The 16,474-nt window shown below is 39.8% G+C and carries 9 protein-coding genes; all 9 read left to right on the top strand.

Annotated elements, in window-relative coordinates:
• Nucleotides 1-180: 180 nt before the first annotated feature.
• The 9 genes from ACTB00_RS12595 (at nt 181) to ACTB00_RS12555 (ending at nt 16,468) form a co-directional block, all read left to right on the top strand.
• Nucleotides 181-3,177, top strand: coding sequence for a glycosyl hydrolase 115 family protein (locus ACTB00_RS12595; protein ID WP_463300271.1), 2,997 nt, complete (start codon nt 181-183; stop codon nt 3,175-3,177).
• Nucleotides 3,178-5,064 (top strand): metallophosphoesterase, encoded by a 1,887-nt coding sequence (locus ACTB00_RS12590; protein ID WP_463300270.1) that lies wholly within the window; start codon nt 3,178-3,180, stop codon nt 5,062-5,064.
• A 149-nt stretch (nt 5,065-5,213) separates the two neighbouring features.
• Nucleotides 5,214-5,795 (top strand): RNA polymerase sigma factor, encoded by a 582-nt coding sequence (locus ACTB00_RS12585; RefSeq protein WP_463300269.1) that lies wholly within the window; start codon nt 5,214-5,216, stop codon nt 5,793-5,795.
• 55 nt (nt 5,796-5,850) lie between these two features.
• Nucleotides 5,851-6,183, top strand: coding sequence for a hypothetical protein (locus ACTB00_RS12580; RefSeq protein WP_463300268.1), 333 nt, complete (start codon nt 5,851-5,853; stop codon nt 6,181-6,183).
• 164 nt (nt 6,184-6,347) lie between these two features.
• The gene (locus ACTB00_RS12575) at nt 6,348-9,296 is read left to right on the top strand and encodes a TonB-dependent receptor (RefSeq protein WP_463300267.1); all 2,949 of its coding nucleotides are present in this window, start codon (nt 6,348-6,350) and stop codon (nt 9,294-9,296) included.
• Nucleotides 9,297-9,381: 85 nt separating this feature from the next.
• Nucleotides 9,382-10,956 carry a T9SS type A sorting domain-containing protein gene (locus ACTB00_RS12570; RefSeq protein ID WP_463300266.1) on the top strand — a complete coding sequence of 525 codons (1,575 nt, stop codon included), beginning with the start codon at nt 9,382-9,384 and terminating at the stop codon, nt 10,954-10,956.
• A 246-nt stretch (nt 10,957-11,202) separates the two neighbouring features.
• Nucleotides 11,203-11,805: a hypothetical protein gene (locus tag ACTB00_RS12565; protein ID WP_463300265.1), complete on the top strand. Its 603-nt coding sequence runs from the start codon at nt 11,203-11,205 to the stop codon at nt 11,803-11,805.
• A gap of 141 nt (nt 11,806-11,946) precedes the next feature.
• The gene (locus tag ACTB00_RS12560) at nt 11,947-12,984 is read left to right on the top strand and encodes a FecR family protein (RefSeq protein ID WP_463300264.1); all 1,038 of its coding nucleotides are present in this window, start codon (nt 11,947-11,949) and stop codon (nt 12,982-12,984) included.
• A gap of 142 nt (nt 12,985-13,126) precedes the next feature.
• A complete protein-coding gene (locus ACTB00_RS12555; protein ID WP_463300263.1) occupies nt 13,127-16,468 on the top strand; it encodes a TonB-dependent receptor in 3,342 nt (1,113 codons plus the stop codon).
• The last annotated feature ends 6 nt before the right edge of the window (nt 16,469-16,474 follow it).

The following is a 16,474-nucleotide window of genomic DNA, read 5'->3' as shown; positions in this document are numbered from 1 at the left end:
CGGGCCTCATCTGAAATTAGGCATGGGGCTTTAATCAAATGATTCCTCAGGGCTCTGCGCAAGGATAGTCCGCTTTAAGAGTTTTGTTTATTAATCAGCTCGTAAAGTGTATTTTTTGTGTCACCAAATTTTTTTGTTAGAACTAAAGTTTGAGTATTTTTCCGAAAACTACGATTAAAGATGAAAACTACGATTTTAAATCTCTCGTTACTGCTACTTTTAAATGCGGTCATTCAGTTAAATGTGGCTGCTCAAACGAGCCAAAACAGTAAAGCTGCCTCTTTCCCGATTGTTGAAAAATCGGCTGCCAATCCGCTTGTTGTTTCCGCTGACGAACCCAAAGTTGTTTCTATTGCCGCAGCTCTTTGGGCAAGTGATGTTGAGGCTATTTCAGCACAAAAACCAAGAGTTGAAACTGCTCTTCCGGCAAAGGCCAACCACATAATTGTCGCAGGAACAATTGGCACAAGCGAACTGATTGACCAATTGATTGCTGAAAAGAAAATTGATGTTTCGGCCATTCAGGGGAAATGGGAAACCTGGTCGACGCAGCTGATTCAACAGCCATTTCCGGGAGTGAATGAAGCACTGGTTATTGTCGGCAGCGATCGTCGGGCAACAACCTACGGTATTTTGGAACTCTCGCGCATGATGGGCGTTTCGGCCTGGGAATGGTGGGCTGATGTTCAAGTGCCTAAACAGGATCAAATCACGCTTCAAATAGAAAATAAAACATACGGTTCACCGTCGGTGAAATACCGCGGCTTATTTCTGAACGACGAAGATTGGGGGCTTCAACCCTGGGCAGCCAAAACGTTCGAGCCGGAAATCGGTGACATAGGTCCCAAGACTTATGCGAAGATTTTTGAATTGATGTTGCGTCTTCGGGCGAACACCATCTGGCCGGCCATGCACGGTTGCACGAAAGCTTTCTACACGATAGAGGGCAATGCGCAAACAGCCGACGACTATGCGATTGTGGTTGGCACATCGCACTGTGAACCGATGCTGTGCAATATCAATGCCGAATGGGATCATAAAACCATGGGTGAGTGGCGCTACGACAATAATGATGAAACGATTCGGGCGTTGTTTGAACAACGGACAAAGGCCACTTCTGACTTTGAAAGCATTTATACCATTGGAATGCGTGGAGAGCATGATTCGCCCATGAATGCCAAAGATTTGACCAAAGCCGATCAGATTAATTTGCTTGAAAAGGTGATTGCCGATCAGCGGGAGATTTTGGCAAGAGAAAAAGGCAAGAATCCGAAAAATATTCCGCAGGCTTTTATTCCCTATAAAGAAGTACTGGATTATTACCAAAATGGACTGGAAGTTCCTGAGGATGTTACGTTGATGTGGACGGATGACAACTATGGATACATTCGCCAGCTGAGCACGCCGGAAGAGCAAACGCGCCCTGGGGGAGGTGGTATTTATTACCACGCATCGTACTGGGGACGGCCGCACGATTATCTGTGGCTGAGTTCGACAAGTCCCATGCTGATTTGGGAAGAAATGTACAAAGCCTATCAGTTCAACTGCCACGACATGTGGATTCTGAATTGTGGCGATATTAAACCCTTGGAATACAATATTGAGCTGTTTATGGATATGGCTTGGGATATTGATAAGTTTCCATCAAGTCAAGCGGTAAAACCTCACTTGAAGCAATGGCTGTCGGCTAAATTTGGGCCTGATCTGTCAGCTCAGCTTACTGATTTGATGCTTGAATATTATCATTTGTCATTCATGCGTCGACCTGAGTTTATGGCCTGGAGCCAGACCGAGCCAACAACAAAACCACAGAAAACGGAGTTGACTCAGATTCGGTATGGCGATGAGTTAACCAAACGATTGCAGGCGTGGGAGAACATCGCAGATGAAGTTAAGCGATTAAATGAAGTTATTCCTTCTACACAAAAAGACGCGTTCTTCGAGTTGGTATATTATCCGCTAACCGGAGCTTCGTTGATGAACCAAAAATGGCTGTATCATTATAAAAACGAGCTGGCAGCCCGTCAGGGGCGAACCAGTGCGCTAGATTTTGCTGAGCGTTCGAAAGCAGCTTATGAGCAAATACAAAAGGAAACGGCCTATTTCAATAAAATGCAAAATGGGAAGTGGAAAAACATGATGAGTATGTCGCCTCGCAATCTGCCGGTGTTTTCAAAGCCATCGTACGCATTGCCGTCCGAAGACAGCTTGGTGGGGCTTGGATTGGTAGTGGAAGGTTATGAAATGGAAGTGAACTCGAGTATTCCGAACGCCTATTCCGATGTGTTACCGGTGCTAAACGCTTACCTGAAAGATTCCACTTTTGTTGATGTCTTTCTGAAGGGAAAAGGAGAGATTGAGTGGACGGCAAAACCAAAAGCCGATTGGATTCGCTTATCGTCGACGAGCGGAACGCTTGATGATAAAAACGGACAGGCGGAGCAAAGACTTTGGGTGAGTATTGATTGGGACAAAGTGCCAAGAGGAGAAAATACCAAAGAGCCTCCATTGGGACACGATTATCAATTGATTCCGCCAGCTTACAAAGTGAACGGCTCAATTGAGTTTACTTCGGCGGACACGACAATTACCATTGGCGTGTCAACCTTCAACCCGAAGCTTAAGGAACTTGAAGATTATGAGGGTTTTATTGAGGGGAATGGTTATGTATCGATTAATGCTGAGCATTCGTCGTTTCGCAAGGATGGCAAAGAGGCTGCGTGGGCGGAGTTTGAAGGATTAGGATATTCGGGAAGTGTTGTTACTGCACTGCCATACAACGCAGATCCGGTTACCGAGCCGGCGGCAATAAAGGCACAAAGCCCAATGCTGGAGTACGATTTCTTCACCTTTAATTTTGGTGAGACTGATGTTCGGGTGCAGGCTGTGCCTACGCATCCATTTTACGAGGGGCGTAGTGTGCGTTGTGCTGTTGCAATTGACGATGCAGAACCGATTATTATCGATTTTAAAACGGTGGGGCGTAGCAATGAGTGGAAACAAAATGTGTTGAAGAATGCCGCGGTAAAATCGGCAGCTCAAATGATTGAGACGCCCGGAAAACACAAACTGAAAGTTTGGATGGTTGATCCGGGAGTGATGATTGACGAGATTTTAATCGATTTGGGTGGTTGGAAAAGCAGTTACGCCTTTCCGCCAGAAACACGCACAAAATAAATGCAAAAAGTAAAATACACAATAATTAGGAATAGCAGCATGGTATTGGTTATGCTGCTACTCTTGACTACAGCATGCTCAAAAAAGACTCCCGATCGTCCGAAGGATTTAAGAATAGCATTTTTAGCAGATGTTCATTTGCAAAACCTCTACGGCAAACTTTCTGATAGCGATTTTAAGGGAGTACTGAATCCTGCCAACGAGCGCTTTGTGTTGGGACGAACCATGGAGGCTCAATTGCGTTCAACCCGACTATTCAACGAAAACTATTTTGCTTTTTTGGCTGCCTTGGATGATGTGGTCCAGCGCGGTGTGAAATATGTTGTGTTGCCTGGTGATTTTAGCGACGATGGCCAACCACTAAATGTCCGGGGGATGCGGGAAGTTCTTCATGAATATGAAACGAAATACGGTTTACAGTTTATCGCTATAACCGGCAATCACGATCCGGTTCGCCCTTTTGCGATGGATGCCGGGAAAACGGATTACCTGGGTGCAGGAGGAAAGCCTCAGGTGTTAATAAGCAAACAGGGAATGTACACGCCCCAAAGCTCGGATGTGAATCCGGTTGTTATAACAAACGACATTCACAAAATGGGCTATGCCGAGATCATGAATGAAATGGGGGATTTTGGTTTCTTTCCCACACCCGGCGATGTGTATTGGGAGTCGCCTTTTTCAAACTACAATTACGAAGACTATTCATTCGAACAGGCTGCTAAGGAAGCTCAATTGAACAAAAGGCAGTACCCAATTCCTCCTACCAATTATTTATTGCCTGATGTTAGCTATTTAATGGAACCGGTTGAGGGACTTTGGCTACTGGCAATCGATGCCAATGTATACCTTCCCAGGGATGAGGCCGCAACAGATGCAGCTAATCCAGAAAATTATGAAGGAGCAAGCATTGGCTACAATCAGGTGCTGACGCACAAAAAGCATTTGTTGGATTGGGTAAAGAAGGTTTGTCAGGAGGCTGAAGAGCGTGGTAAAACGTTGATTGCTTTCAGTCATTTTCCGATGGTGGAGTTTTATGACGATGCGAGCCTCGAGATTCTTGAGCTGTTAGGCGAGCATAGCATGGATCTTCATCGGGTGCCAGCTGAAGATGTGGCGCGCGCTTTTGCTGAAGCAGGGATTAAACTACACTTCGGGGGGCATATGCACATTAATGATACCGGGATTCGAACGTACAGCGATGAAAAGTTTTTGGTCAATGTACAGATCCCTTCGTTGGCAGCTTATATTCCGGCATACAAACTATTGACGATTCATGCAAATCAGCAAATAGAGGTGGAAACAATAAAGCTGGATTCCGTTCCTCGGTTCAGGGAACTGTTTCCTTTATACGAACGCGAATATGCTTATTTGGATAGTTTGAAAAGTCCTTCGATTTGGAACCGCAACATTCTAACCACAAGCAGCTACCATGATTATACGGCCTGGCATTTAAAAGAACTGGTGCGCTTACGTTTTCTTCCGAATGATTGGCCGAAAGACCTCCGGGAGTTTATTCTAAACTCAACAGGAAAGGAAATGCTTGAATATGTATTCAAAAACAGCGAGACGCTTCAGACTGACTCGATCGTAGAAATAGGTGACTGGACAGGCTTCGACCTGATCTACGATTTTTACCGTTTACGAAGTGCCGATAAGTTAGCACTTCCAGATATCGGAGAGGAGCGAGTGGAACAATATCAGCAGTTTTTCGATCTGCTTAATCAAGCGCAGCCCAAGGCAAATGCTGAAACACACATTGGGCAGCTAAAAGGGTTGGTTAGCATTTTTGAACATTTTCTGAACGGAGCTCCTGCCGATCATTTTTTTATCGATATGAGTTGCAGGGATCGTGTAATGGTTCGAAGTGAGAATTTAGAATGCGAATAACGATCCGTCAATACTACTTCTCACGGTTCGGAATCCACAGAAAGATTGATATTTATTGGCACAATACATGCTCACTAAATAATTTGTCAAATGCCCTTTAAAAGAATTGTTTTTCTAACTTTGTGTTTACTCTGAAAAGTTATTTGGCGATGCGTGTAAATGAAGATAGAGAGTTAGTTCAAAAGCTAAATCATGGAGATTTATCTGCATTTAATTCATTATTCAAAAAATATGCAGAGAGCATTTATGCCTTTTCCTTAAGCATAACCAAAGAACCCTATATTGCAGAAGAAATAACACAGCAAGTGTTTATTAAAGTATGGGAGAAGAGGGACACAATAAAAGAACATCTCTCATTTAAATCATTCATATTTTCAATTTGCTATTCTGAAACGATTTCGTGGTTAAGAAAAGACAAGTCAGAAAAGAGAAAAGTTAATTCGTATGGAAATGAATCTTCGTTTTCAACCAATGAGACCTTACATACGGTAGAATTTAGAGATGTTGAGATAATGGCACTTCAATTTATTGAGTTGTTACCAAACAAGAGAAAAGAAATATTTAAGCTCAGTCGAAATCAGGGGTATTCGAACAAAGAAATAGCTGAGAAATTAGGGATATCAGTTAAAACCGTTGAAAATCAGATGACTGTAGCACTTCGAACGTTAAAGGAAAAATTAGCTGATATCGGAATTCTAGGTCTGCTCTATTTTTTTGTCTTTTTTTTATAATCTAAATAGGGGTAAGTAGCTTCTCGTTTCGTAATACGACTAAATAACTAGTCAGATGTGCGATACTAAACTTGAAAAAGAAGGCTACATTAAGACCTTGCCAATTCCAAATAGGTTAGTTGTATTCCTTAAAAACAATTCTTCAGTTTTTAGTCAATCCAAATTACTGTTTGCTCAATATGATGAGAGTGATCCAACTGCTCATTGCTTAAGAATTATTCTTGAAGCTGGGGAAAAGAGATTTTTCATTGCTGGATATGGTAAGATGCAGACATATAGCTACATACAGCATATGATTCATATGGAAGAGTTTTGCCAAGAGCTGGTAAAAGCGGTCGGTTCAATTTTTAAATCTAAAGAATTTTCAAATATGAAACTTGATAGCTGAGTCAATGTTCTGATTGGCCTTATTTCCTATTAGATAGTTGTGAAACATTAAATCTGATTAATTGATTTTTTCAGATAGGGAAATAAATATGTGTGAAAAAACATGATGTAATAAATAAAAAATAAGATAAGTATCTATCGTGAAATTACAAATGCAAGTTAATTATGGAGAATTTTTTACCTAAAATAAGAATGAAAATTATTCTGATTTGCGTCTTTTTAATTGCTGTCGGGTTTAGCTCAACTGCACAGACTATGGTGAGTGGTGTTGTTAAAGATCCAAATGGTGATGTACCTCTTCCATTTGCAAATATTATTTTGAAAGGTACGACTACCGGTACTATCACAGATCTAAACGGTGAGTATAAATTACCACTAAGTCCAGGAACCTTTACGTTGGTTGCATCTTTTATGGGGTACGAGAAAAAGGAAGTGGAAGTAAGTTTAAAAGACGGGGAAAAATACACCCTTGATTTTAACCTTAATGCTGAGTCGATAATGGGTGAGGAAGTTACTGTTACAGCCATGATGCGTGGGCAAAGCGCAGCAATTAGCTCGCAGCTTAACGCAGCAGGAATTGTAAATGCGGTGTCTGAAGAGCAAATTCAAGAGTTGCCCGATGCCAATGCAGGTGATGCCTTGGGAAGGCTTCCCGGTATTTCGCTAAAACGCTCGGGAGGAGAAGCGCAGAGTATTGTACTGCGTGGGTTGAATGAGAAATTTAGTATGATTCAACTAAACGGAGTTCCGATTCCATCAACCGGCTCTGATAGTCGTGGGGTTGACTTGAGTTTATTCTCCGTCAACTCGTTGGCAGGTATTGAAGTTACCAAGGCCTTAACTCCTGATATGGATGCAGATGCAATTGCAGGTTCTGTGAATCTGGTTACAAAAAAGGCCTCGCCTAATTCAAAACTCCGAATTGATCTTAGTGGTGGATATAATTCGCTTGAAGAGAGTGCTTCTCAGTACAATCTGGGTTTGCGATACAACATGCGCTTGTTCGATGATATACTTGGGGTTCAGGCTTCATTAACAGCTGAACAGAAGATTCGGAGTAATGAACAATATGCACAAGGTTGGGATGTCAGACCCGACAGCAGTTACCAGATTACTGATCTAACTCTTTCTTATACTGATGAGACCAGAAAAAGAGTTGGGGGAAATTTGCTTTTGGACATCAATACTCCGGATAAAGGAACAATTCGATTCAATAATTTTTATAATCGGACGGATCGAGACGGAGTTTACTATTCGCGCAATTATGCGGTTCAGAGTACTGTAAGTTACCAAATCCGAGATTCTGAGCGCGATATTCAAACTTTAAATAATGCGTTGTCCGGCGAAAATTATCTTGGAAAATTGAAAATCAAATGGGGGCTCTCTCATGCTTTATCTATCGGAAATAAAGGATACGACCATCAAATGTTGTTTGTTGAGGGAGGTTCTACAGGAGCAGGAATGCAAAATATCCCTGCAGATATTCTGAAAGGACCTGGTGATCTTTTAGTTCCTTACGCTTATAACAATTTTGCGATGGCATATTTGGATCGTGCCTATTTTGAACCAAGTAAGAGTAAAGATCGGGATTGGATTGCCTATCTTGATTTAGAGCGAGATCTTGTAATATCAGATAATGTAAATGTCACTTTTAAAGCAGGTGTAAAACACCGAAATAAAAACAGGTCAAACGTAAACGATGTTTATTGGGCTCCATACTGGGTTAACCAACCCAGGCCATACTCACGTTTAGACGATGGAAGTATTGTTCCAGCCGACTATAGCAACACTTCTTTTTCTGATCCGATTATGGTTGGAGGTACCAATCTCTCCATGTTGAATTATTTAAACCCAACACCTGAATCTCGAAGTTTATTCGATGGCAAGTATGACTTGAATCCAATGTTGAGTCCTGAACTCGCAAGAGAATGGTATTCAGCTCATAATAATGGAGTCAGCAAAGACGGAAGCCTAAGGGAATATGCCCCATATCAATCCGGAATTATGGGGAATTATAAGGTTAACGAAAAGATATCGGCTGGATATGCCATGGCTACGTTAAATTTGGGTAAGGTCGTTCGAATAATCGGAGGAGTTAGGGTTGAAAAGGAAGACAATGAATATACTGCAAAATACGCACCGGAGGTATCAGGTTTTTTAACCTTTGATCCGAGCAAAATACAAGATACTATTACGACTTACAGTTCAACTTTTGTTCTGCCTGATATTCACTTAAGAATTAAACCTGCGGAGTGGTTCGATTTGAGGTTGGCAGCAACAAAAACGTTGGCACGCCCCGATTTCACCATGAGACTTCCAACCTTGGTTGTCGAGCGTGTTGGTCAAGTTATCAATAGAGGAAATTCATCTTTAAATAACACCGAAGCCTGGAATTATGATGTCATAGCATCATTCTACGAGTCAAAGTACGGACTATTTACCGTTGGAGGATTCATTAAGAAAATGAATAATAATTTTTACCAGCTAAACGATGTGCGGATAATTTCTACCGACATGGCTCTGGATTATGACCTTCCTCAAGGGTATGGTAAATATACCGGGTTCACTCTTAATGAACCAGTGAACACTGATGATACTGAGTTGAAAGGGATAGAATTTGACTTGCAGGCTAATCTGAAATTTTTGCCGGGTCTTTTGGGGAACTTTGTTTTACGAGGCAACTTCACCATGATTGAGTCAAAAACTAAAATCCCAAGATTTACTGTTAAGCGTGATAACTCAGTATTCCCGCCGGTAGATACTCCTACCTTTTATGAATCAGAAGAAACCTTGGAAGGACAACCAAGCAATTTTGGAAATATCGCATTAGGATATGACAAAGGAGGATTTTCTGGACGCTTGTCAGTCTATTTTCAGGATGATTATGTCACCTCGGTGTCCAGTAACGGATTACAAGATAGTATGCAAAAAGGCTACTCGAAATGGGATTTGGCATTGAAGCAAGAGATTAAAAAATACAACATGGAAGTAATGCTAAATGTAACCAATCTATCGAATATGTATGAAGGAACTTTTTATAGTTATAAAAGTCTGGACCAGGGAAGTTCCATATACGATATGCTCATTGACCTTGGAGTGAGAATTACTTTATAATGTCGTTCGGGCGACTATAAATAGAACAATAAGCCCGAAGCGTTGAGGGCATTTGCCCTCAGGAGTTCCATCTAAATTAAATATTATGAAATTAAAATTTACTTTATTTTACTTATTTGCTTTTTGCTTGGGGATGTCTTCGTTTTCCCAAACTGAAAAGGTATTGGATCCTGGTACAGACTTTTTGAACAATCTGATTGTAGGAGATACCGCCTCTAATGGAGATCGTGTTCCTACGGTTTATGTACTGAAGCGTGATGCTGAATACCTGGTTAGCGGGCCATTCGAAAACCATGGTTGGAAACTGCATATTAAAGCCGAAGAGGGTACTGGAAAACGACCAATTATCAGAGCCTATCAAGACCAGAATGGCGACATTCCGTGGACAATGATTGGTTTGTTTGGAGATGTAGAGTTTGAGAGTATTTTTGTTGATGGTCAACCATCGAATTTAGATCAAAAGCCTGTATCGTGGTCCATAGTGTCCTTTGCCGAGGGTGCAGATGTCACCTATGAAGATTGTATTTTTGTTAATGTAGGACAAGGTGCCGTAGGTATCTGGAATGCCGCGAATGAAGTGACGATCAACAATTGTAAGTTCTACAATTTGGGTAACATGGCATATTCTGATTTCGGAGCTGGTCGTGTTATTGACTGTCGTTCGAGTGAGGTCAACAAATTAGAGTTGACTAACAATACCTTTGTTAATAGTGTAGACCGTATTTTGCGTCACCGGGGAGGCTCGGGAGTACTAAAAGATGTCTTAGTCGATCACAACACGATTGTTAACAATGCTGCCTATCATGGTTTTATCGAGTTAGGTAACGTTGGCGACAAAGTACAAATAACCAATAACCTGATTGTAGATGCAATGGGCTTAGGAGTTGATCAGAGTGATGCAACCCGATTGACAGAGCTTGATGCCCATGGGGAAAAAGACGGCTCAGGTAATCCTTTGATGGTTTGGGTTGGATCGATTCCAAACGAGACGACAGCTTATACTATCAGCAAAAATATCTATACGGTATCAACAAAATTACAGACGTTTTACACTTCCGTAGGAGTTGATGAAGGTCCTGATCAAATTCTGACAGCTCATATCAAGAGCAAACTTGGAAGTAGTGCAAGCGATGCATGGGTGAAAAAAGATTTTACCTTACCAGAAATACCAGAAGCGATGACTGAGTTTTATGCTTGGTATTATTCACCCGAAGGAGGAAATAAGCAAAAGGTAACTACATCCGAAGTAAATTATGATATTAAGTCATACGACTATTGGTTAAATGATTTGAATTGTCAATACAGTGTAACCGATGGCGATTTTATAGGTACGGACAATGTGCCTGTTGGAGACCCAAATTGGGAATCATCGGTTGTTACTTCTGCAAAAGATCTTGCTTCAAAGCAAATCGATATGGTTAATTATCCAAATCCATTTAGTACTCAAACTACGTTACAGTTTAAACTGGATCAGGCTTCAGTTGTAAGTGTTGATATTTTCGATATAAGCGGCAAACCTGTGAGAAAGACTGATTTTGGTAGATATAGTGCAGGCAATAATTCCATTGTGATTAATAAAGGAAATTTAGGAACTGGAATGTACTTGCTAAGATTGAATACAGAAGGGAAGAGCGGATTTATTAAAATAATAGTAGACTAGTAGAGTTGGTTTTGTTTAAGTAGGCAATGCCATCCAACATATTGGGTGGCATTGCTTTATCAATAGGTCACTAACTTCTGAAGCTAGCATTTTCTCTTTTCAATGCCAAAATAGTTGTATTTGAGACACCTTAAATAAGCACTGGTTCAATGCTCCTTTTTAAGTATAGTGAAATCAGATATTTGCAGAATGCGGATGCTGTTTCTCATCGAAGATATATGTTTTAGAACTTTAAATTGAGGAAATATGGGTAAGCTGAATTTCGACTTTGTCTATGATGGTTTAACTATTGAGGAGATTTGGAGTAGAAGAAGTTATCTAAGTCAGTTCCTACTCATTCAACACTTGAAGCACATATACAATGTTCCAAAATTAAATGAGATTGAAATTGAAGGGGAAGATCAATTGATAAAAATTGATATCGCTGAAATTAAAGAAGACGTTGATGTCGATCTAGAGTCGATAAACTTTCCCGATGATTTTGTTAAAGGAAAAATGTTGGAGATAAAGTATTACAGGAAAATTTCGGACGAACTTATTCAAATTGAACAAGCAATCGCTTGTTGTACGATTGAGGATCTAAAAAAGGTTTTAACACTTGCCAGTAATGCGATCCAACTTATAAAAACAACAGCGAGTAGTTCTTATCTTTCAGATATTGAATTGAATAGAGATTTCTTTGTCAACAACCTAAATCATATCTTAAGCGACGACTTGGATTTCAATTTTAGAGGTGAGCTCGCTCGAAAAAGCGAATCTCAAGTCCGACCTTTTGAAATTGTTGCTCGGCTATTGATAAAGCAGATTTCACTATTTAGAAATAAAATAGATGAGTATAAAGTCAACTAGAAAACTGCTAAGATATCTCAATCTTGAATATGTGATGAAGCTGATCAAAGAAACTTCCTTGTTTGTCCGCCCAATTTTTTGCACTGAAATAGGGGTAATTTGGCTTTCATTTCGTATTATTACAAAAATGCAAAGAATCAGATGAATGTAAGCCGTATAGATATTAAACGATACTTAGAGGGAAGAGGAAAGGGCGAATCTGCAGACGAGATAAAGAAGTGGTTAGCAGATCCGGTGAACGAAAATGAGGTTAGGGAGATTTTAGGTGAGATTTGGTCAAATACAAAAATAACAATGACCGGAGATAAACCTGATTTTGAAAGAATGTATTCTGATGTTATCGATAACTTCAATATTGAAAGTGATACAAAGTCAGACCGGCAACGTTCACTAAACATGTTTCGATTGGCCTATCAAAAATTTTCAAAGGTTGCAGCCGTGTTGTTTATTCCAATTTTACTTGCCGCAAGTATTCTGTTTTATAAGGTTCAAACTAACTCTGTAGATTCTCGCGAAGTAACCATGAGAGAGGTTTTTACAAAACCTGGCACAAGAACTCAACTCGAGTTGTCTGATGGCACAAAAGTGTGGCTAAATGACGGTACAACATTCCGATATCCAGAAAATTTTTCAGGGAATGATCGTCAAGTTTATGTTGATGGTGAAGCCTATTTTGAAGTAAAAGCTGATGTAAATCACACATTTAAGGTGATTAACCCAATGATGACGACCATCGTAACGGGGACTCATTTCAATTTGAATGCATATTCTGAAGATCAACTATTTGAAGCGACCTTACTGGAAGGCAAGATTCATCTTGAAAGCAAAGTAGGTAAAATCAGTTTAGATCCCGGAGAGCAAGTTCAGTATAAAACTGAAAGCGGAAGTGTTCAAAAAATTGATGTTAATCCGCAGTTCTCTACTGCATGGGTTGATGGAAAACTAATCATAAAAAATCAACCACTGGAGTTAGCTGTTAAAAAGCTAAGTCGATGGTACAATGTTGATATTCAGATTGATGATTCGGAATTGGAAAATTTGCAATTATCATGTACGCTTGAGAATGAAAAGATAGAACAATGCGTTCAGTTAATTACGCAGGCTCTTTCCATAAACTACAAATATAAAACATCTCCAGCATTAGGAAATAAAGTGTCTGGAGTTATTCTCATGAAGTAAAAAAAGTCTGCCGGAATCTCGAACATTCACGACAGACTTATGTGCGATTTATTAAATAAACCACTCAAATTTATTAAAAAAAAATGAACTGGAGTTAAATTCAGTTTGAAATGCTTGTCATTTTTATAAATAGAGGTCGTGCATGAGAGTATTCGTTTTGATCATTTTTTTGATCGTTTTCCAACTATTGTCTATCAATAGTTTGGCTCAAACTAGAGGGATATCTGTTAATGTAAACAATGTATCGATTGAGAACATCCTTAACATTGTTGAAGATCAAACGGATTATTTATTTATGTACAGTAGAAGTAAGATTAACCTTGATCGAAAGATTGATATTCATTTAAAGAATGTTGATTTAATCTATTTGCTAAATACTTTATTCGAAGGCTATAATATTACATACAAAATAGATGGTAGGCAGATCGTACTATCGCCCGATGGCAAAATTTCAAATCGACAATTGGTAAATGTTTCAGGACGTGTTATTGATAAGACCGGCTCCGCCTTGACTGGAGTTACAGTTGTTATTGATGGAACGACCAAAGGTACAATAACTGATATTAATGGAAGCTATGTAATATCAAATGTTTCAGCACAGACGAGTTTAGTTTTTTCATTTATGGGAATGAAAAAGCTAAATATACCTGTAAATGGAAGGAATATTATCAATGTAACAATGTTAGAGGATGCTGTTGGTATTGAGGAAGTTGTTGCCATTGGATACGGTTCGGTAGCCCGACTTAATTTAACCAGCTCGATATCGAAGATTGATCGTGATGCCATCAAAGCTCGTCCAATCCCAACCTTAAGTGAAGCATTTGCAGGACAGCTTGTTGGGGTTCGAGCACAAAATGCAACGGGTGTGCCAGGTGCCGAGTTAAAAATTCGTATTCGTGGAATTAACACAATTAACGGAAGCAGTGACCCTTTGTTTGTTATTGATGGAGTTCCTAAAGCTGATATGAAAGATATTAATCCCAATGATATTGCTTCTATCCAAATTTTAAAAGATGCATCTTCCACTGCTATTTATGGATCTCGGGGGGCTAATGGAGTTGTTTTGATAGAGACACAAAAAGGAGAAGGCAGACCGAGTTTCAGTTTCGAGACTTTTTATGGCGTTCAAGAACCTAGTAAAAAGATTGATGTCATGAACAAGGACCAGTGGTTAGCGTATAGTATCTGGCATCGCAATACGGAATGGCTCAGGCAGGGAGGATCAATGGCGGATCCAATGGCGGGTAGACCGGCTTCGCTTCAGATACCCGGGTTTTGGTTGGATCAATCGAATGAGGGGACCGATTGGCAAGACGCAATTACGAGTAAAGCACCTATACAGAGTTACCAGTTAGCTATGTCGTCCGGTAACGATCTTGGACAGATTTATATTTCTGGCGGATATTTAGACCAGGGAGGCATTATTTACAATACTTATTATCGGCGTACTAATTTCCGTTTTAACGGAACAATGAATGTTAGTGATCGAATTCTTCTTGGGCTGATCATTGCTCCGTCGTTCTCCGATCAGGACAGTCGAGATTCGGAAGGGAAGGAACTTGCGATCCATCATGCACTTAATCAATCACCTCTTGTTCCATTAAAGTCTGCTACTAGAGATTGGGGATATCCTCCGGGGCTGGGAATCGTATATCCAAATCCACTGGAACAATTAAAGCAAACGACAGATAACACAAAACTGAGTACCATAAGCACATCACTATGGGGACAAGTTGAAGTTTTAAAAGGACTCAAGTTGAAGTCACAGTTGAGTTATGACCAGCGAAATAGAGTTTACGAATTTTTTCAACCAGGCAATGTTACCTATAATAATGGGAATATTTCTATCGGCTATAGCAACTCAGCATCTTGGACAGATTGGACATTGCAAAATACCTTAAGCTATAATCATAAATATAAAAATCACTCCTTTAAGATTCTATTGGGACAGAGTTGTGAACAGCATAAATATTTCCTCATTAATGCAGAAGCTACCGGATGGCCAAATGAAGAAATTATGACTTTAAATGTGGCTAAGATTCCGATTAAAGCTTCCACGAGTAAAACTCAAAATAATGGGATTTCTTTTTTTGAGAGATTCTCCTACGACTTTAAAGAGAAGTATTTGTTAAACGCCAGTATTCGTTATGATGGATCCTCTCGGTTTGGAACAAATAATCAGTGGGGGCTTTTCCCTGCAGTGTCTGCGGGTTGGAAACTGAATGAAGAATTGTTTTTGAAATACATTAAATGGATTGACTTATTAAAACTTAGAGTAGCGTGGGGAAAAGCAGGTAATGATCGGATCGGTATTTATTCCTATTTGTCGATATTGGGAAAAGAAAATACATCGTGGGGAGATGATATCGTTAGCGGTTTTGCTCCTCAGAATATTGGAAATCGTGATCTAAAATGGGAAGCCACCGAGACGACCGATATCGGACTTGATTTTACTGGTCTTAATAACAGAATTCAACTGAATATTGATTATTACAAGAATACAACGGATAACCTCCTTTTTTCTGTTCCTATTCCAAATACGACCGGATATTCGAATTTCACGACAAATCTTGGCACGGTTCAAAATCAAGGTTGGGAAGTTGACTTAACAGGACAATTGACGACTGGCGAGTTAAGATGGACAGCGGGTATCAATTTGTCGATGGGAACAAACAAAGTGATTGACATGGGGAGCATTAACCAATTTACAAGTAGTTTGTTTGATGCACAATTTATTACTAGAGTCGGAGGGCCCGTGTCTCAATTTTATGTATTGAGAACGGATGGATTACTGAAAAGTGATGATTTTGATAGTGACAATAGTGCATTGGTACCAATCTTATCTGGGCAAGAACCTGGAAATGTAAAATATATTGACCAAAATGGCGATAAGATAATTTCGTCTATGGACTATGTGCCGTATGGTAGTAATATTCCCGATTTGATTTATGGTTTTTCAAACTATGTTCAGTGGAAGAATTTTGAATTTAACATGTTGTTTCAAGGCCAGATTGGTGGCGATGTTTTATTTTTAGGACAAAGACACCTTGACTATGGTGGAGTAGATAAAAATCAGTTTTCACGATGGATACATGCCTGGAAGCCAGATTATGAACAAACTTACGGTTCCAATGAGAATCCAATACCAGAAATTGGCAATGTAGATATGTTATGGGATGGTAAAACTCCCAATCCTTTTGGGGTTTTTTCCAATAATGATGATCTAAGAATATACAATGCCTCTTTCTTCAGGGTGAAGAATATAACCGTATCCTATCGATTTCCCAAAAGAATTTTTAACCGCATTGTTCTAAAGTCAGCTAAAATTTACTTGTCAATGGAAAATCTACTCACAATAGACCAATATCCTGGCTATACACCAGAGTCGAATAGTATTGGCAATGAAACAACACAGGCTGGTGTTGATTATGCGACATATCCTCTGGCTCGGAAATATACGTTAGGGGTGAAAATAACTTTTTAAAAATGA

It is taken from the genome of Sunxiuqinia sp. (genome assembly GCF_055140945.1).
The sequence above is the reverse complement of the archived record's forward strand: the minus strand, read 5'-3'. Positions and strand labels throughout refer to the sequence as shown.